Genomic DNA, 23,691 nt, shown 5'->3' with positions numbered 1-23,691 from the left:
GGCATTTCAGGGCTGAATCCCGAGCTGGCAGCCGGCTATTTTTTCGCGGCTTTCAATTTGGCCAGAAGACGGCGCAGATATTTGATCGTGGGTTTGTCCCTCGGCGCCAGTTTGCCTGTGCGGTCAAGCTCCAGCGTCAGGTCTAGCGCCTGCGACAACACAGCCTTCGGATTCTTCGCCACATAGGCATAGTTGATATAGGCCTGTACCAGATCGAATTGCCAGATCGCATTGTCCGGATCGGACAGGGCCAACCGCTGGCGGATGGCCAGGCTGGCTTCGAAGGCCTTCTTCGAGCCCTCATAGTGGCGCTGCTTGGTCTCCAGCAGGCCTATTTCCTCGAACGTGATCGACAGGTCGCGCTGCCAGTCGGAATTGCCCGGGTCGAGATTTGCCAACCGGTCGGCAATGACGAGACTGTCCTGGTAGTTCTGCAAAGCACCGGCGATATCGCCCTGGGCATCAAACACGCCGGCAATTTTTTCCAGACAGACCGACAGGTCGCGCTGCCAATCGGTGTTGCCTGGGTCGCTGGCGGCAAGGTCTCGCGCCGTGGCCAGCGCCTGCTGGTAGGCCTCCAACGCGAATGGCCAGTCCTTCTGGTCGCCGTAAGCATTGCCGATCTTGGCGTAACCGACCGACAGGTCGCGCTTCAAATCGGTGTCGTTTGAGTCGCGGCGCACCAGCGCTTCGGCGATTATTTGGCTCTTGTTGTAGGCGTCGAGCGCGCCCGCAGCGTCGCCACGCTCGCGCAGGACGTCGCCGATCCTGGTGTAGCTGACGGAGACGGCGCGCTGATGCCTGGGGTCGTCGGGGTTGTTCTGCGCCAGCGCCAGCCGAATTCTCAGGCTCTCTTCGAATGCAGTCTGGGCGCCATCCAGCTGGCCGGCGGTACGGGCAAGACCGCCGATTTCGTCGTAGGTAATGGTCAGGTCGCGCAGCAGATAGACGCTGTTCGGCTCGGCATCGGCCAATTGCTGCTTGATGGACAGGCTTTGCTGGTAGGCCTGGGCTGCCGCACCCAGGTCGCCTTGCGTGGCCAGCACATTGCCGATCTTGTCATTGGCCATGGCGAGATCGCCGAGCCAGTCCTTCTTGTCCGGCACGTCTGTGGTCAGGCCCTGCAACATGTCCCTGGCCGCCTCATAGTTTTGCAGGGAGGCCGGCAGATCGCCTTGCGCCATCTTGATGTTGGCGAACTTGATATGGCCGATGGCGAGGTCGCGCTTGACGCTCGGATCGGTTTCCTGGCGCGCTCGCTGCTCAAGATTGGCGACCAGCGCCGCAAAGGCGCGGCCGGCGGCGTCGGTGTTGCCGACCATTGTGTAGAGGATGCCGAGCTCTTCCAGCGTGCGGCTTTGGCGGTCGGCCTGTTCCAGGCTGAGCGAGGTCTGCCCGGCTTCGCCATAGAGCGCCAGCACCGTTTCATAGTCCTTGATGGCGGTTGCATAGTCCAGGGTGGCACGCGCCGCGCCGCCCGAGAGAAATCGCGTCGCGGCTTCGGACAGGGTGCGGCTGGCGAAATTGGCCTTCAACGCCTGGCGCGAGACATTGTCGACGTCGGCGGCCTTGGCGAGGATCACGCGTGCACCATCGAAAGCGCCGAGCGCCAACTGTTCCTCGGCCTGGCGGCGCAGTTCGGTCACCTGCGGGTCGTCGGCGGCCAGCGTCTTCATCTCGCCGCGCACCTTGACGAAGGCGTCGGCCGCCTCGCGCAGCTTGGCGTCCAGGCTTTCGCCGGAGAGATGGCTGGTGTCGGAACTGATCAGCGCGCCATAGAGCGGCGCCAGCGGCATGTCGGCATCGCTGGCGACCCGTTCGACCGCGCCGCGCATTTCCGGCGTCACATCGGCCATGGCAAGCAACAGCCGCTCGCGCTCCGGCAGTTGTTCCTTGGCCGCCGAGGCGAAGAACAGCTTCGGCAGCCCGCTCTCGACGTAGGGCAGCTGTTTTCCGCGCGAAAGGTCGTAGACCTCCTGCTGCACCAGCGTCAGCACCGAGCGGATTTCGAGCCCGTCGGTGCCGAGGTATTTGATCAGCGCCGCTGTAAAGGGCGAATTCGCACCGGTACCGTCGGCAGCCGTCTCGCCGGGCGCCGCCGAAAAGGCGAACAGGATGTTTTCCGCCTTGCCGACGCGTCCGAGGCCCGGCTTGATCTTGTCCACCAGGTCCTTGATCAGCGATGTGGCGCCACGCCCGTCGCCGTTGCCGCCTGTGAACGGATCGCTGCGGCAGGCGTCGAGCACGATCAGCCCGACCTTCGCCGTGGCGGCAACCGCATCGCGCACTTCCTCCAACGGCAGGCTGGTCTTCTCCAGCTGGTCGAGCGAGGAGGCATCGGCATCGACCGGCAGAAGACGGTTGTCGCCGGAGATTTCGACGCCATGGCCGGAGAAATACACCAGCGCCACGTCGGCGCCCATGGCGTCCTCGCGAAAATCGTCGAGAGCCCGGCGCATGCGCCTGAGATCACGATTGGTCTCGACCACGACCTCGAAGCCGAGCTTCTTCAGCGCCACTTCCATCACCTCGCCGTCATTGACAGGATTGGCCAGCGGCCGCACCAGCCGGTAGTCGTCCTCGGCAATGACCAACGCCACGCGCCGCTCCGCCACCGCTGTGGCGGTGGTCGCAAGCATCAACAGCAAGGCAAACAACAGGCGCAAATCGAACCGCCCCCGGCTCAGTCACCTGCCGACCATTCCACCTCTTTATGGCATGAGCAAGCCGGGGCCGGCTGCGTTACGTAGCCCGCATCGGCTTCAGCGCCCCGCTCCAGCGCGAGAGCTCGTCCAGCATGGTCTTGGTCCCACCCTCTACCTGCTCACTAGCCTGGAAGGAGCCGTCGCTCTCCAGCAGTTTCTGATACATCGGCAGCGCGACGCCTTCCGAGATGGGCATGACGCCCACCGCGGTCAGCAGCGGCTTCAGCGCCTGCGCGGCGCGCAGGCCTCCGGAAATGCCGCCATAGCTGAAGATGGCGGCTGGCTTGTATTTCCATTCGCGCGCAAGGTAGTCGATGGCGTTGACGATCGCAGGCGCCACGAAATAATTGTACTCCGGCGCCACGAACACGAAGGCGTCGGCGGCATCAATGACCTTCGACCAGGCTTTGGTGTGGTCGTTCTGGTAATTGCCGAGCCTGGGGTGATGCGGCTCGTCCAGAACCGGCAGATGGAACGTGGCAATGTCGGTCAGCACCGGTTCGAATTTGCCGTGCTCGCGGGCAAAATCCTCCAGCCAGTGGGCGAAGACCGGCCCGGCGCGGCCCGGCCGCGTGCTGCCGATTATGATGTTCAGCTTGTGCTTCAAGCGGACTCTCCTGGGCGATTGGCAGTAGCTGTTGGTAACTGTCACCTATGGCAGAGTGTCCAACCGGACAAGCCGCAACCGTTTCACCGGCGGTCACGATCCGATGAACACACCGTCTGTCGGGCACACCGGGCGCTGCAGCGTTTCAGTTTGCCGTTCGGTCACATGGACGCCCGGATTGCCAGCCACTACATCTGAGCTATCAGCGGAGCACCTCATGGACACGCAGCCCGTCCCCTTCGTGCCGCCGGCGCCCAGGCCGCGCACGACGCCGCCTTCGACGCTGGAGATGATGCGGATCGTCTACCGCAATCCGCTCGAACTGTGGGGCGAGCACACCTACAACGAGCCCTGGATTTCGGCGAATGGCGTCGGCGGGCATCTGATCGTCGCCAACGATCCCGGCCTTATCCGCCACGTGCTGATCGACAACGCCAAGAACTACAAGATGGCGACGGTGCGCCAGATGATCCTGCGACCGATCTTGCGCGACGGGCTGTTGACCGCCGAAGGCGAGGTGTGGAAGCGCTCGCGCAAGGCGATGGCGCCGGTGTTCACGCCGCGGCATATCTTCGGCTTCGCCGAGCCGATGCTGCGCCGCACGATGCAGTTCGTCGCCCGCTATGACGAAGGCGGCATGACCGATGTCGCCCATGACATGACGCTGCTCACCTACGATATCCTGGCCGAGACGCTGTTTTCGGGCGAGATTGCGGGCGAGCCCGGCAGTTTCGCGCAGGAGATCGACCGCCTGTTCGAGACCATGGGCCGCGTCGATCCGCTCGACCTGTTGCGCGCGCCCGAATGGCTGCCGCGGCTGACCCGCATCCGCGGCCGCAAGACCATGGCCTATTTCCGCAAGATCGTCACCGATACGGTCAAGATGCGCGAGGAGCGGCTGAAGCGCGACCCCGACACCGCGCCGCAGGATTTCCTGACGCTTCTGCTGCGCGCCGAAGGCCCCGACGGGCTGACGCGGGCGGAAGTCGAGGACAACATCATCACCTTCATCGGCGCCGGCCACGAGACCACCGCGCGGGCACTGGGCTGGACGATCTACTGCCTCGCCGAAGCGCCGTGGGAGCGCGAAAAGGTCGAGCGCGAGATCGAGGCCGTGCTGGCGCGCGAACCCGACCCAACGAAATGGCTCGAGGCAATGCCGTTCACCCGCGCCGCCTTCGAGGAGGCGCTGCGGCTTTATCCGCCGGCGCCGTCGATCAACCGCGAGCCGATCGAGACGGAGACCTGGAACGATCTGGTGCTCCCCAAGCGCGCGGCCGTACTGGTGATGCCTTGGGTCGTCCACCGCCACAGAAAACTGTGGGACATGCCCGACGCCTTCATGCCCGAACGCTTCCATCCGGGAAACCGCGAGAAGATCGACCGCTTCCAGTATCTGCCGTTCGGCGCCGGTCCGCGCATCTGCATCGGCGCCAGCTTCGCCATGCAGGAGGCGATCATTGCGCTGGCCATCATGCTGTCGCGCTTCCGCTTCGATGTGACCGCCGAGACCAAGCCGTGGCCGGTGCAGAAACTGACGACACAGCCGCAGGGCGGCCTGCCGATGCAGGTCACGCGGCGCGTTTAACGGCGCAACGCCTTGTTACGCGATACCGGCGGGCTTGCGCTGGAACTGGCCTGCGGCGCGGAAGCGCCAGAGATAGCTGGGCAGGATGGTGCCGATAGACTGCGGCTGGATGTCGAGGCCGGCAAGGTTCCGGTTGGCCTTGTTGGCCTCCTCCGACACGATGTTGGGCTGGCGCAGCAGCAGCACCTGGTCCTTGGTCAGCAACGGGTTGGGCAGCAGGCCGAGGATCGAGGCCTGCAGATTGGCCATCCACCACGGCACCGGTACCAGGAGCCGCTTGCGCTCGATGACGGTCAGCAGCTCTTCCATGCACTGCTTGAAGGTGAGCACTTGCGGCCCGCCGAGTTCATAGATCTGGCCACCCTTGACCTTGCCCTCGACCGAACGCGCCACGGCTTCGGCGACATCGCCGACATAGACCGGCTGGAACTTGGTCTGGCCGCCGCCGATCAGCGGCAGCACCGGCGAATAGCGCGCCATGTCGGCGAAGCGATTGAAGAAACTGTCCTCCGGTCCGAAATTGATCGCCGGACGGAAGATGACGGCGTCCGGGATCGTCTCCAGGACGGCCTTTTCGCCGAGCGCCTTGGTGCGGGCATAGTCGGATTCGGCGTTGAGGTCGGCGCCCAGCGCCGAGATGTGGGTGAGCCCTGCGCCGACCGAGCGTGCGGCTTCGGCGACGGCGCGGGCGCCGAATTCGTGCACGGTGTTGAATTTCTGCCGGCCGCTTTCATGCGGGATGGCGACCAGATTGATGACATGGTCGGCGCCCTGCACGGCGCGGTCGACCGACCAGCGCACGCGCACATTGGCCTGCACCGGCTGGATCTGGCCGACATTGCCGAGCGGCTGCAGATGTCCCGCCAGATCGGGCCGGCGCACCGCCACCCTGATGCGGTAGCCGCGCTTGGCCAGCGCCCGCACGATGTGGCGGCCGACGAAGCCGGAGCCGCCGAAGACGACCACGAGCTTGGGGATCTGCAGGATTTCGGTCATGGCTGGCTCCGGCGCTCGAAAGCTTGGCTGAAGCCGTTTCATAGTCCGTTTTGGGCCAAAGGCAAAGGGTGACGCGTCGTCGCTGCCACCCTCTTATAGACCCTTCAGAACGCCTTGCCGAGGCGCGCGTCGACCGACTGGCGGTTGCCGCCGCGGATAACGAAGAACAGCAGGATCGCCGCCCATAGAAGCGACTTTTCAGCGCCGGAAAAGCCCTGGCCGACAGTGATCCAGTGGAACCAGACGGTGACCAGCAGCACGATCATGCCGGCAAAGGCGGCGGGCCGAGTCAACAGGCCGATGGCGATCAGAATGCCGCCGAAGAATTCGGTGCAGGACAAAAGCAACGACCAGAACGCGCCGGGATAGAAGCCGAGGCCTTCGACCATCTCGGCGGCGCCGAAAGGGTTGGTGATCTTCTGCGAGCCGTGAATGGTGAGAAACCCGCCGGCGACGACGCGCAGAAGGGTTTCGGCGCCGTCATGCAGCGACGAGTACAGGCGGCCAAACACCGGAATGATCAGTCTGCCGCGGGAGGCGTCGGTGGTTGCGGACATCGTAGCTCCTGTTGTTGTGATGACCTCTCGCAAACGCCCGATGGTCCCATCAAGTCAAGTTAACAAAAGTTAACTTTCACCGTCATGTTTATTGCTCACGGAGGGATGAAACGCAGAAAACCCCGCCGAAGCGGGGTTTTCCGGGCAGCATCAGGACGAAGCCAGGGGCCGACGGAGCGGCCTGACCTGAGACGGTATCAGGAGGGCGTGAAGCAAGTACGCCCACCCCAGCCCTGGACATCCGACATGGTGCCGCCGACCTGCTTGCAGGCCGCGATGAAGTCGGCGCTGCAATTGGCAAATTTGGCGTGGCCGTTCTTGCAGTAATGGTCCTCGGTTGCACCGCCGCTCGGAGCCGTGATGACGCCGGCCGAAGATGGCTTGACCGGCGCGGCCTTCAGGGAGGCCGCCTGGGTGGCGCCCATGAAAGAACCGAGCAGAAGGACTGCTATCAGCAGGGTGGTCTTGGTGTTGGTCATGATGATTTCCTTTGATTGCGGTTGATGTTTCCGGAGCGCAAAGGGCACACCCTTCGCGTGAAGCAGGCTTTCGATTTGGTTGGGTGTTTCCTCCGGTCTGGTTCGGGCAAGCTCACCTTGCCCTGGACAAGGATGGGTCGCCGCAAGACGCAAGAAGGTTCAGCAGGCGGCGCAAATGCGCGCCTGCCCGTCGCCAACCGGAAGGTCAGTTTAAATTGTTTGATAAAGAAGGATTCTTCAGCCCGAATAGCGCTCGGCGAATTCGGAAATGCGCTGCACCACGGCTTTGGGGGCGTTGATGCCGCGCGCCTGCGCCTTCTCCGCCGCTTCGGCCCGCGCCCGGCCCGGCACGTGCACGCCAAAGCGCCGGCGCAGCCGGTCGAGCTGGTCCTTCATGCGCTGCTCAAAATCCGGGTCGAGCAGCTTGGGCTCGACGGCGAGCACGAACAGGCCGGTTCCCGGGCTGTCCGGTCCGCCGGAGAACCAGGGCGCGTCGAGCGACCAGTTGGCGCCCGACAGGCCAGCCGCCAGCACTTCGACCATCAGCGCGATGTTGGCGCCGCGCTGGCCGCCGAAGGCCAGCATGGCGCCCTTCATGGCCGCGGCCGGATCGGTGGTCGGGTTGCCGCTGGCGTCCAGCGCCCAGCCTTCGGGGATCTTCTTGCCGTCCTCGGCCGCCTTGCGGATGTTGACGAAGGCGGTGGCGCTCGACGACTGGTCGATGACCAGCGGCGCGCCATCAGCGGCGGGTGCCGCAAACGACATCGGGTTGGTGCAATAGACCGGCTTGACCGAGCCCGAGCCTGCCAGCACCGCCGGCCCGTTGGTGGCGGCGAAGGAGACCAATCCCAATTGCGCCAGACGCCCGGTGAAATAGCCTAGTGCGCCGCAGGTATAAGCGTTCTTCTGCGAGAAGATGGCGACGCCGAACAGCCTTGCCGCCTTGGCGAGGTCGTCGATGGTGCGGTCGAAGCCGGTATGGGCGAGGCCGCCACGCGCATCGGAGAGATAGACGGCGAGCGCCGGCCTGGTGATCACGGGATCGGCATTGCCGTCGATGCGGCCGGCTTCCAGCGCTTCGAGGTAATCGATGAAATGGGTCAGCCCGACGGTCGAAAGCCCTTCCGCCTCGGCGGCAATGATCGAGGCGGTGAGCGACCTCGCCGCCTCCTCATTGGCGCCGGCGCCGAGCGCCGCCATCCGGCACAGCCCTGTTGCCTGGTCGAGAGAGAGTTGCATGGTGCGGACCCGATTGGTGGTGAGAGTGAGTAGGGAGTAGTCAGTAGGGAGTAGCGAAAGCAAGCGGTTTCCCGGTCATATGCTGACTACTCACTACTGCCTGCTCACTGTTCCCTAGCCCACCTTGTTCGGTATGCGCGCCTCGATCTTGCTGAATGCAAACACCAGTATGCCGGTGATGATCATGTAGATCAGCGCCAAAAGCAGCAAGGGTTCGTAGGTGAGGTAGGTGTCCTGCCGGACCTTGGACGAGACTGCGAAGATGTCGATGACGCTGATCGTCGCCACCAGCGGCGTCGACTTCAGCTGCAGCACGGTTTCGCCGGTCAGCGTCGGCAGCGCCCGGTAGATGGCCTGCGGCAGCCAGATGCGGCGGAAAATCTTCCAGCGGCTCATGCCGAAGGCGCGGGCTGCCTCGAGCTGCCCCTTGGGCACGCCGGCAAAGGCGCCGCGCATCACTTCGCCCTCATAGCCGGCGAATGACAAGGTCAACGCCAGCACGCCATAGGGCCAGGCTTGCCTGAGATACGGCCACATCCAGGATTCGCGAATCCACGGATATTGCGGAAACAGCGAGCCCAGCCCGTAATAGAGCAGCCACAGCTGGATCAGCAGCGGCGTGCCCCTGATGACGGTGCAGAATGTCCTGGCTGGAGCGGAAAGCCAGAACGGGCCGGCGGCCTGCGCCAGCCCGAGCGGCACGGCGAGCAGGAAGCCGAGAAAGCAGGTGACGGCCAGGATCCACAGCGACCGCCAGATGCCGAGAAGCCCCATTTCGTAATATTGCGGCAGCCAATCCCAGCGCATGAAGAAGGCTGCGCCGAAAACCAGCGCGATCGCGACCAGGATCAGCACGATGCGATGCGGCTGCAGCCACAGCGACGTGCGCGCGGCAGCGTTGATGATGGTCGCTTCTCCGGCCATCAGCGCGCATCCTTGAGCGACGGCATACCGCGCCGCGACCAGGCCTCGAGGCGGCCGATGAGCAGGTTGGAGACCAGCGACAAGATGAGATAGAGCACGCCCGCGGCGAAAAAGAAGGTGAAATAGGCTTTGGTGACGCCCGCCGCCTGCCGCGTCGCCAGCGCCAGTTCGTAAAAGCCGACGACCGCCAGAAGGGCCGTATCCTTGGTGGCGATCAGCCACAGATTGGCGAGCCCGGGTATGGCGAAGGGCAGCATTGCCGGCAAGGTGATGCGCCGCAGCATGAGCCCGGGTGACATGCCATAGGCGCGGGCGGCTTCGATCTGGCCCTGCGGTATGGCCAGGATGGCGCCGCGGATCACTTCGGTCGAATAGGCGCCCTGGACAAAGCCGAGCACGGCGATGCCCGCGGCAAGGCCGCTGATGTCGACGCGCTGGTAGCCCATAGCGGTCAGCGCCTGGTTGATCAGGTCTGTTCCGGCATAATAGAGCAGCAGGATCAGCACCAGTTCGGGCACGGCGCGCACGATGGTGGTGTAAACCGCCAGCAGGTCGCGCACGACAGGACCGCCATAGAGCTTGCCAAAGGCGCCACCGGTGCCGATCAGAAGACCGAGGACCGTGGCGCCGAGCGCGATCTCGATCGAATGGAGCAGCCCAAGCAACAGCGTGCCGCCCCAGCCCGGCGGATTGGGCGAGAGAAGTTCTATGATGCCGGCCGCCGAGGCCGAAAGAAGTGCGTCGATCAGCGTCGCCCCCGGATTGCTGGGTCCAACCACCGCCGACGGCAGCGCCGGCGGCAAGCATGTCTGGGAAAGGTCGGGCAGGAGGGGCATGGCGTTGGCGCCATGCCCCTCAGCTCATGCGAGGATCGTCAGTTCGACTGCGCGCCGCCACCACCGTAAATGTCGAAATCGAAGTATTTCTTCGATATCTCGTCATATTTGCCGTTCGAGCGGATCGCCTTGATGCCGGCGTTGATCTTGGCCTTAAGGTCGGTGTCTTCCTTGCGCACGCCGGCGCCCACGCCCGGTCCGAGCACTTCATCGTCCGGAGCCACCATGCCCTTCAGATCGCAGCAGGCCTTGCCCTGGTCCGACTTCAGAAATGCGTCGAGCGCGATCGAATCCGCCTGGACGGCGTCGAGGCGGCCTGCGGCCAGATCGTTGTTGGCTTCGTCCTGCGTCTGGTATTCCTTGATCTCGGCGGCCGTGGGCCCGAAATGCTTCTTGGCATAGGCCGAATGGGTGGTCGACACCTGCACGCCGAGCACTTTGCCCTTGAGATCGTCGGGCGTGGCGCCGAATTTCTGGTCCTTCGGCCCGATGATGGCGGTCGGCGTGTTGTAGTACTTATCCGAGAAGTCGATGGTCTTCTCGCGTTCGGCGGTGATCGACATCGAACTGGCGATGACGTCGATCTTCTTGGTCGTCAGCGCCGGGATGATGCCGTCCCAGGCGACAGGCGTGATGACGCAGTCGAGCTTCTCCTCGGCGCAGACGGCGTCGATGAACTCGATTTCCCAGCCAACCCATTTGCCGGAAGCGTCCGGCGAGGTGAAGGGCGGATAGGGCTCGGCGGCGACACCGATCTTGACCGGATCGGCCTTGGCCACGCCCATGGCGGCAACGCCGAGCAGCAGCGCTGCGGCGAATGTTTTCAGAACAGTCTTCATGTCACGACTCCCAGTTTGTTGTTGGTTCCCGGTTTTCTTCCGTCCCGGCTTGTCCTAGCCGATGTTGCGGATGAACTGCTTCAGCCTTTCGGATTTCGGTGCGCCGAATATCTGCTCCGGCGGCCCCTCTTCCTCGACCAGCCCGTTGCAGAGGTAGACGACATGGGTCGCGACCTCGCGGGCGAATTTCATTTCATGCGTGACCAGCACCATGGTGCGGCCCTCGCGCGCCAGGTCGCCGATCACCTTCAGCACCTCGCCGACCAGCTCCGGGTCGAGCGCCGAGGTCGGCTCGTCGAACAGCATGACGCGCGGGTTGATGGCCAGGGCGCGGGCGATCGCCGCGCGCTGCTGCTGGCCGCCCGAGAGATAGGCCGGATAGACGTCGCGCTTTTCGGCCAGGCCGACGCGCGCCAAAAGCTTTTCGGCTTCCCTGATCGCCACGTCGCGCCTGACGCCCAGAACATGCACCGGAACCTCGATGACGTTCTCGATCAGCGTCATGTGGCTCCACAGGTTGAAGTTCTGGAACACCATGCCGAGCTTGGCGCGGATGCGTTCGATCTGCCGGCGGTCGGCGGGCACGGTGTGGCCGTGGCTGTCGGCCTTGAGTTTGATCTCCTCGCCATTGACGCGGATGATGCCGCTGGTCGGGTTTTCCAGGCAGTTGATGCAGCGCAGCAGCGTCGACTTGCCGGAACCCGAGCCGCCGATAATGGCGATCACCTCGCCGTCGCGCGCCGACAGCGAAACGCCTTTCAGCACATGCAGATGGCCGAATTTCTTGTGCAGGTTCTCGACATGGATGGCTTCGGCGGCGCCGTCCTGCGCCTTGCCGGATTGGACTGCGGCGGTTCCCGCCGCGCTCACCGGGGAACCTCTGCCACAGGGTCCACGGCAGATCGTCGAACGTCTATCCGGCTAATCAACATACGCTGTAATGCCCACTCCAGACTTCAGCATGGACCCAACAGCGCGAGCCCGTCAATCCCGCTCATTACGGCACTTGCGGCCTTATTGTGCAAGTGTATAAATAGCCTCTGATGAAATTTCTTCCATTTTTTTCACCCTGAACACGGCATCGAAAAGGGCACCGATGAGCGCTTTCGGATCACAGTCCATGGCGGCGCCGTTGCGGCGCGTGCTGATGCGGTCGGCGGCCAATGCCATGCGCGGTGCCGACCGGGCTATCTGGCACTATGGCCCGGGTTTCGACCCGGCGAAAGCGGCGGCGCAGCACGCGGCTCTCGCTGAGCTGGTGACGGCGTCCGGCGCCGAAATCGAATGGATCGATGACAAGGCCGACGGGCTGTCGGATTCCGTATTCACCCATGACCCGTCGCTGATGACCGACCGCGGCGCGCTGATCCTGTCCATGGGCAAGCCATTGCGCGCCCGGGAGCCATCGCTGCATGAGGAAACCTACTCACGCCTGGGTATTCCTATCCTCGGCCGCGTCGAGGCTCCCGGCCAGGTCGAAGGCGGCGATTGCGTATGGCTGGATAAAAACACGCTGGTAATCGGGCGCGGGGTGCGCTCCAACCAGGAAGGCATACAGCAGGTTTCCAACCTGCTGACGCCGCTCGGCATTTCCGTCTACGGCTTCGATCTGCCGCTGTGGCAGGGCGAGGAGGCGTGCCTGCATCTGATGTCGGTGATCAGCCCGCTGGCCGACGACCTGGCCCTGGTCTATTCACCGCTTTTGCCGGCGCCGTTCTACCAGTTGCTGAAGGCGCGCGGCATCCGGCTGGTGGAAGGCGACGCCGAAGAGTTTGCCGCGTCCAACGGCCTCAGCCTGAACGTGCTGCCGACCAGCCCGCATAAAGTCATTGCCGTCGCCGGCTTTCCCAAGACCAGGGCCGCGATGGAAGCCGCCGGCTGCACGGTTCAAATCTTCGAGGCGGATGCCCTCTGCATCGCCTGCGAAGGTGGGCCGACATGCCTGACGCGGCCCATCCTGCGGCAATGAATGAGCGCCGCAAGTTCCGCCGCGAGGGCGAGGAGCGGCGGCGGCAGGATCTGATCGACGCGACCCTGGACAGCGTGGCCGAACATGGGCTGGAGGGCGCCAGCCTGCGCACCATCGCACTGCGCGCCGGCGTCACCGCGGGGCTGATCCGGCACTATTTCCCCGGCAAGGAAGACTTGCTGCAGGAAGCGTACGCGGCGCTGATGGGCCGTATGACCGAGCAGGCGAAGGCGGCATTGCTCATGGAAGACGCCGCGCCGCGCCAGCGCCTTGCGGCCTTCGTTACCGCCAACCTCAACGCCCCGATCATCGATGCACGCGTGTTTTCGCTCTGGGCAACCTTCATCGGCCGCGCCGGCGCGGATCCGAGCCTGGCTCGCGCCCACCGCGAAGGCTATCTTGGCTTTCGCAACGAGGTGGAAGCAGTCGTTGCCGAAGTGCTCGGCGCCGAGCAGCGCAGGCCAAACGCAAATGAACTGCGCCGCCATGCCATTGCCATCAACGCGATCATCGACGGGCTCTGGATCGAAGGCTGTCTGGCCGCAGAGATGTTCTCGCCTGGCGAATTGGCGGCGATCGGCGTCAAAGCCATAGAGGCCGAGCTCGGCCTCGCGCCGCAAAAGGGAGAGAACCTATGACCACCATCGGCGAAGCGCTGATCACGCTGCTCGAAGCGCATGGCGTCGACACCGTTTTCGGCATTCCTGGCGTCCACACTGTCGAGCTTTACCGCGGGCTGGCGCGTTCAAAGATACGCCATGTCACGCCGCGTCACGAACAGGGCGCCGGCTTCATGGCCGACGGCTATGCCCGTGCCAGCGGCCGGCCGGGCGTTGCCTTTGTCATCACCGGACCGGGGCTGACCAACACCATCACCGCAATGGGCCAGGCGCGCGCCGATTCGGTGCCGATGCTGGTGATTTCGGGCGTCAACGCGATGCCGACGCTGGGAAAGGGGCTGGGCTTCCTGCACGAACTGCCGGACCAGCGCGGCATGATGGAGAAGGTGGCGCTGTTTTCGCAGCGTGTCACCGAGGCCAGCGAATTGCCTGGCGCTTTGGCGCGGGCCTTCGCGCTGTTTTCGTCGTCGCGGCCGGGCCCCGTCCATATCGAGATCCCGACCGACGTCATGGTCAAACCGGCCGACGGCATCGCTGCTTCGCTCACCAATGCAGCGCCGCGGGCGCCGGATGGCGCGGCCATTGCCGAGGCAGCCAGGCTGATCGCAGCCGCGCGCCGGCCGCTGATCCTTGCCGGTGGCGGCGCCAAGCGCGCCGAACAGCCATTGCAGCTTTTGGCCGAGCGGCTCGGCGCGCCTGTCGCCCAGACCGCCAATGCGCGCGGTCTGCTGCATGCACATCCGCTTTGCGTGCCGGCCAGCCCCAGCCTGAAGGCGGTGCGTGCGCTGATGGCAGACGCCGATCTGGTCATCGCCGCCGGCACCGAATTCGGCCCGACCGACTATGACGGTTACAGCGATGGCGGCTTCGTGCTGCCCGCCAATCTGATCCGCATCGATATCGGCGCCGACCAGCTCGCCCGCCGCCCGGTGAGCGTCGGCATCCAGGCCGATTGCGCGGAGGCGCTTGGCGCACTGCTTGGCGCGCTCCACCCTGATCATGCCGCGGCGAAGGACGGCGAGAGCCGCGCAGCCGCGTCGAGAAAGGCGGCCTTTGCCGAGCTCAGCCCGGCCTATGCCGCGCAGGTGCGTGCGGTGGAAACCATTCGCGACGCGCTGCCGGGCGCCATCATCGTCGGCGATTCCACCCAGCCGATCTACGCCGCCAACCTTTACTACGACCATGACCGGCCAGGCGGCTGGTTCAATGCCGCCACCGGTTTCGGCGCGCTCGGCTACGGACCACCGGCGGCGATCGGCGCAGCCCTTGCCATGCCCGGCGTGCCGGTGGTCTGCCTCACCGGCGACGGCGGCTTCCAGTTCACCTTGCCGGAGCTGGGCGCGGCGCTCGATGCACCCGCACCGGTCATCTTCGTCGTCTGGAACAACAGAGGCTATCGCGAGATCGAAACGTCGATGCTCGATGTCGGCGTCGAGCCGGTCGGCGTGTCGCCGGCGCCGCCGGATTTCTGCAAGCTGGCCGAGGCCTACGGCATATCAGCCGAACGGCTTGCCGGTACTGCCGGTCTCGCCGATGCGCTCAAACGCGCACGCGCAACGGGCATGCCTCACGTCGTCGAAATCACCATCGACTGACGCTTGACCGCGCGCTTTACGTCAATGCGCGGGTCAGAAGGGGGCGGTCGGCGACTTCGAGCGATGCAAAGACGCAACAACTGCCATGTCGAGATGTCGGTTGAGTGATCGTGCAAAAGGCGCGACGCTCTGCGTCGGCGCGGCACGACAAGCGACATAATCATAAGAAACGACAGGAGCGTCCAGGATGACGGAAACAGTTCAGGGCAAGCATATCGTGGTGACCGGTGGCACCGGGGCGCTGGGTGCCGCGGTCGTCGGCAAATTGCTGGGGGACGGCGCGATCTGCCATGTGCCGAATGCCCACGCGTCGGCCCCCTCGCATTTCCCCTTCGCGGCCCATGATCGCGTCCGGCTGGCGCACAATGTCGATCTCGCCGATCCTGCCAAGGTCGATGCCTTCTATGACAGCGTCCCCGAATTGTGGGCCTCCATCCATCTGGCCGGCGGCTTTGCCGCAGCCCCGGTCGAGAAGATCGAATCCGCATCCTTTGCCGAAATGATGGACACCAACGCCCGCACCGCCTTTCTGTGCTGCCGCGCTGCGGTGCGCTCCATGCTGGGCTCGAACACAGCGGGCCGCATCGTCAATGTCACGGCACGCGCCGGGCTCGATCCGCGCCGAGGCGCCGGCATGGTCGCCTATACCGCCAGCAAAGCGGCGGTGGCGGCGATGACCGTGGCGATGGCGGAAGAGCTGAAGCACAAAGGCATACTGGTCAACGCGGTGGCGCCCTCGACGCTCGATACGCCAGCCAACCGCGCCGACATGCCGGACGCCGATTTCGGCAGATGGGTCAGCCTCGAAGCCGCCGCCGAGGCAATCGCCTATCTGGCATCACCGGCCAATCTGGCAATGAGCGGAACGCTGGCGCCGCTCTACGGCCGCGCCTGAAGTTCCGCCGCGCAGAGCGGCTCATTTGGTTTGGCTTCCGATGGCGGCCTTTGCCGATCTCGCCTGATCTACAGCGGAGGTTGGCCATTCAATCATGGCGACCCGCCGACGCCTCCACGGCATTAGAAGGGCTGCGACTACGTCAGGTTCGAGACGCCCGCTTCCACGACCTCGACTGCGTCGCCGATGGCGATCGTGCCGGCGTTGTTGGGAATGGCATTCTGGCCGAAAATGATGCCGCCCTTGGCGGAGCGGTGGAGTTTGCCAAGCGTCTGCAACGGCTCGCGCGGGTCCGGCTGCTCGCCGCTCAACGGATCTCGGGTGGTGATGACGCAGCGCGAGCAGGGCTTTGCGATGCGAAACTCCACCGTGCCGATGCGGATCGTCTTCCAGCTGTCTTCAGGCCATGCGCCGTCTGCGTCGACGACGATGTTTGGCCGGAACCGCGCCATCTCGATGGGCCTGGCAAGATGGCTGTTCAGATGGTTCAGCGAGCCTGTCGTGGCGATCAGCAGCGGAAAACCGTCGGCAAAGCCGACGAAATCGCCGGGCTGGCCGAATTCCGCATCGACCGGCCGGTTTTGCGGATCGTCGAAATAGACGAGATCGACAGGCCGGCCAAGAATAGCCGAGAGATAGGCGCCGGCGGCCGGATCGCCCGGCCGCGCGGCAGCCATATCCTTCCAGATCTTGACTTGCCGGAGCGCGGTGCCGGGAGCCGGAGCCTCGACGAAGTGCGAGCCATGCCTGTCATGTTTCAACAGGATGCCCGTTCCGCGATGCTCGACGTCGATCGTCGTCATATCAGGTATCTGGCGAATGGTGAGGAACTGCCCATCCTTGTCGACGACCATCCAGCGGCGGTCGCCTTCCATGCCCATTGTCTCGATGTCGGCGCTCGGCACGGCATGGCCGCGCAGGCTCTTGACCGGATAGCGATAGAGTTCGACGACCTTCATCGCGCATGCTTCTCCGTTGCTCGAAGGGCCGGACTTCCGTGTTTACGTCTGCAACGACAGCCGAGCCTACAGCCGCGCATGCGGAATTGAAGGGGTTCCGCCGGCTTTGTCTTGTGCCAACCGCGTCGCCGAGCATGAAAAAACCCGCGAGCCTTGCGGCCCGCGGGTCTTCTTGTTCAAGCCGCGCGTGAGGCGCAGCCGAGGTTTACGCTTGCGCGAAGCGACTTACGCGCTGCGCGCCAAGCGGCTTAGCTGCCCTGCTTCTTCAGCGCGGCGCCAAGGATGTCGCCCAGCGAAGCGCCGGAGTCGGTCGAGCCGTACTGTGCGACGGCTTCCTTCTCTTCGGCGATTTCCAGCGCCTTGATCGAGACCTGCAGCTTGCGGGTCTTCTTGTCGAAGGCGATGACGCGGGCGTCCAGCTTCTGGCCGACCGAGAAGCGCTCGGGGCGCTGCTCGTCACGGTCACGGCTGAGGTCGTTGCGCTTGATGAAGGTCTCGATGCCGCTGTCGACCAGCCGCACTTCCAGACCGCCATCCTTGATGCCGGTGACTTCGCAGGTGACCACCGCGTTCTTGCGCAGTTCGCCTGAAGTCGCGGCTTCGCCGACCGTATCCTTGGCCAGTTGCTTGATGCCGAGCGAGATGCGCTCCTTGTCGATGTCGACGTCGAGCACCTGCGCCTTGACCATGTCGCCGCGATTGTACTCTTCGATGACCTGCTCGCCCGGACGGGTCCAGTCGAGGTCGGAAAGGTGCACCATGCCGTCCACGTCACCTTCGAGGCCGATGAACAGGCCGAACTCGGTCTTGTTCTTGACCTCGCCCTCGACCTGGCTGCCGACCGGATGGCTCGCGGCGAAAGCCTGCCACGGGTTTTCCAGCGTCTGCTTGAGGCCGAGCGAGATGCGGCGCTTAGCCGGATCGACCTCGAGCACGACAACGTCGACTTCCTGCGTCGTCGACAGGATCTTGCCGGGATGCACGTTCTTCTTGGTCCACGACATTTCCGAAACGTGGATGAGGCCTTCGATGCCCGGCTCCAGCTCGACGAACGCGCCGTAGTCGGTGATGTTGGTGACGGTACCCTTGATCTTCTTGCCGATCGGGAACTTGGTGCCGATCTCGGACCACGGATCGCTCTCGAGCTGCTTCATGCCGAGCGAGATACGGTGGGTTTCCTGGTTGATGCGGATGATCTGCACCTTGACCGTCTGACCGATGTTGAGGATTTCGGTCGGATGGTTGACGCGGCGCCATGCCATGTCGGTGACATGCAGCAGGCCGTCGATGCCGCCGAGGTCGACGAACGCACCGTAATCGGTGATGTTCTTGACGACGCCTTCGACAACCTGGCCTTCTTCGAGGTTCTGCACGATTTCCGAACGCTGTTCGGCGCGGCTTTCCTCGAGCACGGTGCGGCGCGACACAACGATGTTGCCGCGGCGGCGATCCATCTTGAGGATCTCGAAGGGCTGCGGGTTGTGCATCAGCGGGGAGACGTCGCGGATCGGGCGGATATCGACCTGGCTGCGCGGCAGGAACGCCACGGCGCCGTCGAGGTCGACGGTGAAGCCGCCCTTGACCTGGTTGAAGATGACGCCTTCGACGCGCTCACCCTTGGTGAACTTCTCTTCGAGCTTGACCCAGCTCTCTTCGCGGCGGGCTTTGTCGCGCGACAGGACGGCTTCGCCCAGCGCGTTTTCGATGCGCTCGACCATGACCTCGACCGTGTCGCCGACCTTGAGCGTCGAGTCCTTGCCCTTGACGCCGAATTCCTTCAGCGGCACGCGGCCTTCGACCTTGAGGCCGACATCGATGATGGCCATGTCTTTTTCGATCGCCAGGATCGTGCCCTTGACGACCTGACCTTCGCCGGAGTGACCGGTGGTAAATGATTCTTCGAGCAGGCTCGCGAAATCGTCGCGAGTGGGATTTGCAGCTGACATATTTTCTCCTGGAGTGCCCCGCATCTTAAGCGGGACGGGCGCCGTGGGTTAGCGTTGCGTTGGCCTGCCGGCGTTCCGGGCTACAAAAGCCCTGGGCCGCCTAAGCGGCAATTCCGGCGCATGAAGAATGCTGGCAGGCTGGTTCGTGCCCGATATGGGTATTTTCTTCGCTTCCGGCAATCGGTGGCAGCGGGAAAACCCTGGATCAGGCTTTATCTCTCTTGGCCAAGGCGTCGTCGATGATCGCTTTGGCCGCCAGAAACGCGGCCTCTATAGCCATTTCGGAGGTATCAAGCAAGTGCGCGTCGGCGGCGGGCTTCAGCGGCGAGTCGGCCCTGCCCATGTCGCGCTCGTCGCGGCGCATGATATCGGCAAGGATTTCGGCGAAATTGGCAGTGCCGCCGATGCTCTCGATTTCCGCCAGCCGGCGCTGCGCCCGGACCTGCGCACTCGCCGTCACATAGAGTTTTATGTCGGCGTCAGGGGACACGACCGTGCCGATGTCGCGCCCGTCGAGCACCGCGCCCGGCGGCGTTTTGGCGAAATCGCGCTGCTTTTCGACCAGGATGCGCCGAACGGTAGGGTAAACCGCTACCTTCGAAGCCGCTTCGCCGACAGCATGCGCCGACAGCACCGCACGGTCGAGCTTTGCCAGATCAACCTGGCGTGCGGCGGTTTCGGCCGCCGAGACATTGTCGAGCGGCAGCGCATACTGAAGCAGCGCATAGGCGACGGCGCGGTAGGTCAGGCCGGTGTCGAGCAGATTGAGGCGGTAGTGGTCGGCGAGCCGCCGGGCAAGCGTGCCTTTGCCGGCGCCGGCGGGACCGTCGATGGCGATGGTGAAGGTCATTGGCGGGCCAACACGAAAGACAGACGCCGCGATCCTTCGCGCCCCCCTCTGTCCTGCCGGACATCTCCCCCTCCAGGGGGGAGATCAGAAGCTTCTGCGCCCCACTCTTTCCTGCAATTTCGAAAACTGGCGAAAGCCGCTGTGACGGCCGATCTCCCCCCTTGCGGGGGAGATGTCCGGCAGGACAGAGGGGGGTGCTGTCCCGCCGACATCTCTGCTTGCTTTGCGCTTGACATCAACCTACCCGATCTCCGCACCGAGCCCCGTCATCAGCCCCATGAACTCCGGGAAGCTCGTCGCGATCATTGCGGCGTCGTCGATGGTTACCGGCTTTTCCGTTGCCAGCCCCATCACCAGGAAGCTCATGGCGATACGATGGTCGAGATGCGTCTGCACCGTCGTGTCCTGGCTATTGGGATGGCCGCCCAGCCCCTTGCCGCCGGGCTTTCCGCGCACCGCGAGCGAAGCTTCGCCTTCGGTGCAGTCGACGCCGTTGAGCTTCAGCCCATTGGCAACCGCTGCCAGTCGGTCGGATTCCTTCACCCGCAGCTCTTCCAGCCCCTGCATCAACGTCTCGCCCTCGGCGAAGCTCGCGGCAACCGCCAGCACCGGATATTCGTCGATCATCGACGGCGCCCGCTCGGGCGGCACGGTGACGCCCTTGAGCTCGGAGTAGCGCACGCGCAGATCGGCAACATCCTCGCCGCCGGCATTGCGCGGGTTCAAGATGTCGATCTGGCCGCCCATTTCCTGCAACGTTAGAAGCAGGCCGGTGCGGGTGGGGTTCATCAGCACGTTCTCGATGACGATGTCCGAACCCGGCACGATCAGTGCCGCGACCAGCGGGAAGCCGGCCGAGGAGGGGTCGCCGGGCACGGCGATGGTCTGCCCCGTCAATTTGCCCTGGCCCTCGATGAAGATGTGGCGCACGCCGCGCTCGTCGGTCTCGACCGAGAGATTGGCGCCAAATCCCCTAAGCATCTTTTCGGTATGATCGCGCGTCATCACCGGTTCGATCACGGTGGTGATGCCGGGCGTGTTGAGGCCTGCCAGCAGCACGGCCGACTTCACCTGCGCCGAGGCCATCGGCACGCGGTAGGTAATGGGTGCGGCGTGTTTCGGCCCATGCAGCGTGATCGGCATGCGGTCGCCCGGCGTCGCCTTCAGCACCTGCACGCCCATCTGGCGCAAGGGTTCGAGCACGCGGCCCATCGGCCGTCCCGACAGCGATGCGTCGCCGATGAAGGTGGTTTCCATGTCGTAAGTGCCGACAAGGCCCATTGTGAGGCGGGAGCCGGTGCCGGCATTGCCGAAATCGAGCGGGCCTTCCGGCTGCAGCAGCGCGCCATTGCCGGTGCCGCGGATCACCCACTCGGCGCCGCGCTTCTCGATATGCGCGCCCATCGCCTTCATGGCGGCAGCCGTGCGCATCACATCCTCGCCTTCGAGCAGGCCGGTGACGCGGGTTTCGCCGGACGCGAGCCCGCCGAACATCATGGAACGGTGCGAAATCGACTTGTCGCCCGGCACCCGCGCGGTGCCGGAAAGGGCAGATGATTTGCGGGCGGTGGCCGGCTTGGCAGCGGCGGCGTGAGACATGGAATTTCCCTGGACGGAATGCCGGCGCACCGGCGCTTTTCATTTGTTGCGGCGGTCTCGTATCACGGCGGGCACGAATGGTCATCCCCATGGTCGTCGCTTGGCGCGAGGCCTTTCAGTGCTTGGTTTTGTGACGCCGGCTTTTCGCTTTGACAGCGCGGTAAACTGTGGTTAAGGGGACCACTCTTTTACTGACGAGGCTTGACGTGGCAAAAAACGAACTTGGCACAAAGCGTGTCGACCCTGAAACGGGCCGAAAATTCTACGACCTGAACAAGGACCCTATCGTCTCGCCCTATACGGGCAAGACGTATCCGCGTTCCTATTTCGAGGACGGCAAGATCGCCGCCCTCGAAGAGGAAGAGGAAGTGGCCGAGAAGGAAGTGGACGCCGAGGAAGAAGAAGGCGTTGAAGTCGTCTCGCTTGAAGAGGCCGACGAAGACGTCAAGGCCGGCGACGAGCTTCCCGATCTGGGCGACGACGAGGACGATGTCGATCTAGGCGACGATGAGGACGATACTTTCCTTGCCGACGAAGAGGAAGAAGACGACGACGTCGCCGACATGATCGGCGTCGGCGACGACGACGACGAAGTCTAAGAACGCTTCGAACGCATGCATTTAGCGGCGTTGACGGGCTATGACGAAAAAGCGGCCCTCGAAGGCTTGATCTTCAGGGAAGGCGGGGTTAGAAGCCGCCTGCACTAAACGGCGCGGTCCTGAAACCCGCGCCGGACCTCTCGCCGGCAACGGCGACGGCTGACTGCCGGAGTGGGGCCATAGCTCAGTTGGGAGAGCGCTTGAATGGCATTCAAGAGGTCGTCGGTTCGATCCCGATTGGCTCCACCAAACAGTCTGCAATGTTTCCATGCATTTAGCATCGCGGCTGGCTTAACGCTGTTACTGTGATTAGTTCCGGGGCACCGCAGTGTTTCACGTCGACGGATTCCACTGCGGGCACTTTGCCGACAGGTGTGGCTTCCTAGCTACATACAAAGTTGCAGGCATATTCTACTAGTTGCCTGACATTGTGCTGGGGATTCCGATGAAAGCCTTTCTTTTCGCTTCACTTATCGCGCTTTCGGTGACCGCGCCGGCAATCGCCGCCGACACCATTACTGCTCCTGTGGACACCCCTGAATGGACCTGGCAAGGACCTTACGCTGGTATCTTCGGCGCGGGAACGCTGGAGCACTACAAGATCCATGAGCCGAACATTGGCGCCGGAGCTACCCACAGCCCCGGCTCGGCAACAATCGGCGGCTTTGCGGGCTATAACTTCCAGTCGGGCAAGATTGTCTACGGCGTCGAAGGCGAGCTTGGATATCGCTTCAAGAAGAACACCTTCAACGACATTCCTGGCCCAGGCGTCCTCGACGCTTCCACCGGGTTGTTTGGCTCTGTAAAGGGTCGAGTCGGAATGGACATGGGAGCGTACATGCCGTTCGTCACGGCGGGGGTAACCGCCGCAAAGTTGAAGACGTTCTATCCAGGTGGTGACGCGGAGCGCGATGCCACCTTGGTAGGCGGCATCGTTGGAGCAGGTTTAGACGTCGCACTCACCCACAACGTGTTTTTGCGCGGAGAGTATGATTTCTCCTTCTTTGGCAAGAAATCGCTAGAATATTGCGGTGGCGGGTGCACACTCGAACACACGGTTCAGACGCACGACTTCCGCGTCGGCGTCGCGATGAAATTCTAGCTGTTAGCAGCACGAGCCTTGCTGAACTGGTCGCGTGTGCGACTTGCCGCAAAGGTCGACCTTAGCGGAATGGCGATCAGCGGTCTCGAGAACGGATTCAGGAAATCGCGTCCTCACGATATCGCGGCAGTCCGCAAAGCGTTTGAAGAGGCCGGAATCGTCTTCACCGTCGAAGGCACTCCCTCGCTAGCCCGCTCAGAAGGTGATAGCGGCCTCGCCACCGACAACAGACAGTGGCGCCGGCGGCAGAGAAAATAATAAGGGCGAAAAGCACGGGCGACCGATGAAGAACGTCCGGGTGCGACTGAACATCCTCGCTCCAAGGATGTTCTTGGGCCGCACGAAAAAGCCCGCCAGCTTGAGCTGGGGGCAATCGGTCTGGAGTAGCTGGAATGAGCCAGCATAGACGAACGAGCGGCGGGTTGGATGGTCCCTTTACCTGCCTGGCTTACCAGCCACCGCTCTCCAAGGCTCCCATAGACCTACGCCTGCTAAGTCGTCACGTCGAGCGCGTGAGTGGCCGTCACCTTGCCAACCTTGGCAATTGTCACGCAGATCGCCCGGACCAGGCTCGGTAGCGCAAGATAACACGAAATGCCGCCGGTGGCGCGAACGCGAAGGCCAAACCCGATCCGCTCGCTGTCGAATACAGAAGTCCGTGCCGTTCGGCTTCGTAGCGCCCACCACGCGCTTTGTGATTTTGGGTAGTGTGCTGAGAGTTCTGCAAATTCGCTGAGAGAGGGCGGTCATGGCAGGCTGGTGATGTTCAACGTCACCGATTCCCTGG

At 63.8% G+C, this 23,691-nt stretch carries 22 protein-coding genes and 1 tRNA gene; 8 read left to right on the top strand and 15 right to left on the bottom strand.

The window, feature by feature from the left end; translation table 11 throughout:
- Positions 1-35 precede the first annotated feature (35 nt).
- Entirely contained in the window at positions 36-2,666 is a 2,631-nt protein-coding gene (locus NKI32_RS27890) for a caspase family protein (protein WP_353004588.1), read from the bottom strand.
- 76 nt (positions 2,667-2,742) lie between these two features.
- Positions 2,743-3,312: an NADPH-dependent FMN reductase gene (locus tag NKI32_RS27885; RefSeq protein WP_023683526.1), complete on the bottom strand. Its 570-nt coding sequence runs from the start codon at positions 3,310-3,312 to the stop codon at positions 2,743-2,745.
- Between the two features lie 217 nt (positions 3,313-3,529).
- Here NKI32_RS27885 and NKI32_RS27880 point away from each other — a divergent pair, with 217 nt between their 5' ends.
- Entirely contained in the window at positions 3,530-4,900 is a 1,371-nt protein-coding gene (locus tag NKI32_RS27880) for a cytochrome P450 (RefSeq protein WP_023671330.1), read from the top strand.
- Positions 4,901-4,915: 15 nt separating this feature from the next.
- Here NKI32_RS27880 and NKI32_RS27875 read toward each other — a convergent pair whose 3' ends face one another.
- The 9 genes from NKI32_RS27875 to NKI32_RS27835 all read right to left on the bottom strand — a co-directional run bounded on the left by NKI32_RS27875 (position 4,916) and on the right by NKI32_RS27835 (position 11,940).
- Positions 4,916-5,896, bottom strand: a complete 981-nt coding sequence (locus tag NKI32_RS27875; protein WP_023695927.1) for a complex I NDUFA9 subunit family protein — start codon at positions 5,894-5,896, stop codon at positions 4,916-4,918.
- A gap of 104 nt (positions 5,897-6,000) precedes the next feature.
- Positions 6,001-6,453 carry a DoxX family protein gene (locus NKI32_RS27870; RefSeq protein ID WP_023671328.1) on the bottom strand — a complete coding sequence of 151 codons (453 nt, stop codon included), beginning with the start codon at positions 6,451-6,453 and terminating at the stop codon, positions 6,001-6,003.
- 197 nt (positions 6,454-6,650) lie between these two features.
- Complete coding sequence (locus NKI32_RS27865) at positions 6,651-6,932, bottom strand: hypothetical protein (protein WP_023671327.1); 282 nt, start codon at positions 6,930-6,932, stop codon at positions 6,651-6,653.
- A 237-nt stretch (positions 6,933-7,169) separates the two neighbouring features.
- Positions 7,170-8,171, bottom strand: a complete 1,002-nt coding sequence (locus tag NKI32_RS27860; protein WP_023695926.1) for an Ldh family oxidoreductase — start codon at positions 8,169-8,171, stop codon at positions 7,170-7,172.
- Positions 8,172-8,285: 114 nt separating this feature from the next.
- Positions 8,286-9,095, bottom strand: coding sequence for an ABC transporter permease (locus NKI32_RS27855; RefSeq protein WP_023689221.1), 810 nt, complete (start codon positions 9,093-9,095; stop codon positions 8,286-8,288).
- Entirely contained in the window at positions 9,095-9,808 is a 714-nt protein-coding gene (locus NKI32_RS27850; RefSeq protein WP_196813869.1) for an ABC transporter permease, read from the bottom strand. The genes NKI32_RS27855 and NKI32_RS27850 overlap by 1 nt, the downstream gene beginning before the upstream one ends.
- Positions 9,809-9,969: 161 nt before the next feature.
- Positions 9,970-10,770, bottom strand: a complete 801-nt coding sequence (locus NKI32_RS27845) for a transporter substrate-binding domain-containing protein (protein ID WP_023671323.1) — start codon at positions 10,768-10,770, stop codon at positions 9,970-9,972.
- Between the two features lie 54 nt (positions 10,771-10,824).
- A complete protein-coding gene (locus NKI32_RS27840) occupies positions 10,825-11,640 on the bottom strand; it encodes an ABC transporter ATP-binding protein (RefSeq protein WP_023671322.1) in 816 nt (271 codons plus the stop codon).
- Between the two features lie 144 nt (positions 11,641-11,784).
- On the bottom strand, positions 11,785-11,940 hold the full coding sequence (locus NKI32_RS27835; protein WP_353004615.1) for a hypothetical protein: 156 nt from the start codon (positions 11,938-11,940) through the stop codon (positions 11,785-11,787).
- Here NKI32_RS27835 and NKI32_RS27830 point away from each other — a divergent pair.
- The 4 genes from NKI32_RS27830 to NKI32_RS27815 all read left to right on the top strand — a co-directional run bounded on the left by NKI32_RS27830 (position 11,867) and on the right by NKI32_RS27815 (position 15,849).
- Positions 11,867-12,739 carry a dimethylarginine dimethylaminohydrolase family protein gene (locus NKI32_RS27830; RefSeq protein WP_353004584.1) on the top strand — a complete coding sequence of 291 codons (873 nt, stop codon included), beginning with the start codon at positions 11,867-11,869 and terminating at the stop codon, positions 12,737-12,739. The two genes, NKI32_RS27835 and NKI32_RS27830, sit on opposite strands and share 74 nt — an antisense overlap.
- Positions 12,709-13,377 carry a TetR family transcriptional regulator C-terminal domain-containing protein gene (locus NKI32_RS27825; protein ID WP_352626383.1) on the top strand — a complete coding sequence of 223 codons (669 nt, stop codon included), beginning with the start codon at positions 12,709-12,711 and terminating at the stop codon, positions 13,375-13,377. Before NKI32_RS27830 ends, NKI32_RS27825 begins: the two co-directional genes overlap by 31 nt.
- Positions 13,374-14,954, top strand: a complete 1,581-nt coding sequence (locus NKI32_RS27820; RefSeq protein WP_023695923.1) for a 5-guanidino-2-oxopentanoate decarboxylase — start codon at positions 13,374-13,376, stop codon at positions 14,952-14,954. The genes NKI32_RS27825 and NKI32_RS27820 overlap by 4 nt, the downstream gene beginning before the upstream one ends.
- A 187-nt stretch (positions 14,955-15,141) precedes the next feature.
- The gene (locus NKI32_RS27815; protein WP_023732645.1) at positions 15,142-15,849 is read left to right on the top strand and encodes an SDR family NAD(P)-dependent oxidoreductase; all 708 of its coding nucleotides are present in this window, start codon (positions 15,142-15,144) and stop codon (positions 15,847-15,849) included.
- Positions 15,850-15,986: 137 nt separating this feature from the next.
- Here NKI32_RS27815 and NKI32_RS27810 read toward each other — a convergent pair whose 3' ends face one another.
- The 4 genes from NKI32_RS27810 to aroA form a co-directional block, all read right to left on the bottom strand.
- Complete coding sequence (locus NKI32_RS27810) at positions 15,987-16,808, bottom strand: MOSC domain-containing protein (protein ID WP_353004581.1); 822 nt, start codon at positions 16,806-16,808, stop codon at positions 15,987-15,989.
- Positions 16,809-17,056: 248 nt separating this feature from the next.
- Positions 17,057-18,754, bottom strand: coding sequence for a 30S ribosomal protein S1 (rpsA, locus tag NKI32_RS27805; RefSeq protein WP_023671316.1), 1,698 nt, complete (start codon positions 18,752-18,754; stop codon positions 17,057-17,059).
- A 205-nt stretch (positions 18,755-18,959) separates the two neighbouring features.
- On the bottom strand, positions 18,960-19,604 hold the full coding sequence (cmk, locus tag NKI32_RS27800; protein WP_352626387.1) for a (d)CMP kinase: 645 nt from the start codon (positions 19,602-19,604) through the stop codon (positions 18,960-18,962).
- A 240-nt stretch (positions 19,605-19,844) separates the two neighbouring features.
- Entirely contained in the window at positions 19,845-21,203 is a 1,359-nt protein-coding gene (aroA, locus tag NKI32_RS27795; RefSeq protein ID WP_023695918.1) for a 3-phosphoshikimate 1-carboxyvinyltransferase, read from the bottom strand.
- A gap of 206 nt (positions 21,204-21,409) precedes the next feature.
- Between aroA and NKI32_RS27790 the strand changes: the two genes are divergently transcribed.
- The 3 genes from NKI32_RS27790 to NKI32_RS27780 all read left to right on the top strand — a co-directional run bounded on the left by NKI32_RS27790 (position 21,410) and on the right by NKI32_RS27780 (position 22,904).
- Positions 21,410-21,802, top strand: coding sequence for a TIGR02300 family protein (locus NKI32_RS27790; protein ID WP_023683538.1), 393 nt, complete (start codon positions 21,410-21,412; stop codon positions 21,800-21,802).
- Positions 21,803-21,975: 173 nt separating this feature from the next.
- A tRNA-Ala gene (locus tag NKI32_RS27785) sits at positions 21,976-22,051 on the top strand.
- A 196-nt stretch (positions 22,052-22,247) separates the two neighbouring features.
- Positions 22,248-22,904 (top strand): outer membrane protein, encoded by a 657-nt coding sequence (locus NKI32_RS27780; protein WP_023688264.1) that lies wholly within the window; start codon positions 22,248-22,250, stop codon positions 22,902-22,904.
- The last annotated feature ends 787 nt before the right edge of the window (positions 22,905-23,691 follow it).

Source organism: Mesorhizobium sp. M0761, from assembly GCF_040320205.1.
In the GTDB taxonomy this organism is placed as follows: Bacteria; Pseudomonadota; Alphaproteobacteria; order Rhizobiales; family Rhizobiaceae; genus Mesorhizobium.
Note: the sequence above shows the minus strand (reverse complement) of the source record. Positions and strands in the feature narration are given on the sequence as shown.

What these genes read in the sequence shown, in the direction of transcription:
- NKI32_RS27825 (WP_352626383.1), top strand. Translation starts at nt 12,709, where the DNA reads ATGCCTGACGCGGCCCATCCTGCGGCAATGAATGAGCGCCGCAAGTTC.
- cmk (WP_352626387.1), bottom strand. Translation starts at nt 19,604, where the DNA reads ATGACCTTCACCATCGCCATCGACGGTCCCGCCGGCGCCGGCAAAGGC.
- NKI32_RS27870 (WP_023671328.1), bottom strand. Translation starts at nt 6,453, where the DNA reads ATGTCCGCAACCACCGACGCCTCCCGCGGCAGACTGATCATTCCGGTG.
- NKI32_RS27830 (WP_353004584.1), top strand. Translation starts at nt 11,867, where the DNA reads ATGAGCGCTTTCGGATCACAGTCCATGGCGGCGCCGTTGCGGCGCGTG.
- NKI32_RS27835 (WP_353004615.1), bottom strand. Translation starts at nt 11,940, where the DNA reads ATGGCATTGGCCGCCGACCGCATCAGCACGCGCCGCAACGGCGCCGCC.
- NKI32_RS27875 (WP_023695927.1), bottom strand. Translation starts at nt 5,896, where the DNA reads ATGACCGAAATCCTGCAGATCCCCAAGCTCGTGGTCGTCTTCGGCGGC.
- aroA (WP_023695918.1), bottom strand. Translation starts at nt 21,203, where the DNA reads ATGTCTCACGCCGCCGCTGCCAAGCCGGCCACCGCCCGCAAATCATCT.
- NKI32_RS27810 (WP_353004581.1), bottom strand. Translation starts at nt 16,808, where the DNA reads ATGAAGGTCGTCGAACTCTATCGCTATCCGGTCAAGAGCCTGCGCGGC.
- NKI32_RS27820 (WP_023695923.1), top strand. Translation starts at nt 13,374, where the DNA reads ATGACCACCATCGGCGAAGCGCTGATCACGCTGCTCGAAGCGCATGGC.
- rpsA (WP_023671316.1), bottom strand. Translation starts at nt 18,754, where the DNA reads ATGTCAGCTGCAAATCCCACTCGCGACGATTTCGCGAGCCTGCTCGAA.
- NKI32_RS27880 (WP_023671330.1), top strand. Translation starts at nt 3,530, where the DNA reads ATGGACACGCAGCCCGTCCCCTTCGTGCCGCCGGCGCCCAGGCCGCGC.
- NKI32_RS27860 (WP_023695926.1), bottom strand. Translation starts at nt 8,171, where the DNA reads ATGCAACTCTCTCTCGACCAGGCAACAGGGCTGTGCCGGATGGCGGCG.
- NKI32_RS27780 (WP_023688264.1), top strand. Translation starts at nt 22,248, where the DNA reads ATGAAAGCCTTTCTTTTCGCTTCACTTATCGCGCTTTCGGTGACCGCG.
- NKI32_RS27815 (WP_023732645.1), top strand. Translation starts at nt 15,142, where the DNA reads ATGACGGAAACAGTTCAGGGCAAGCATATCGTGGTGACCGGTGGCACC.
- NKI32_RS27845 (WP_023671323.1), bottom strand. Translation starts at nt 10,770, where the DNA reads ATGAAGACTGTTCTGAAAACATTCGCCGCAGCGCTGCTGCTCGGCGTT.
- NKI32_RS27855 (WP_023689221.1), bottom strand. Translation starts at nt 9,095, where the DNA reads ATGGCCGGAGAAGCGACCATCATCAACGCTGCCGCGCGCACGTCGCTG.
- NKI32_RS27865 (WP_023671327.1), bottom strand. Translation starts at nt 6,932, where the DNA reads ATGACCAACACCAAGACCACCCTGCTGATAGCAGTCCTTCTGCTCGGT.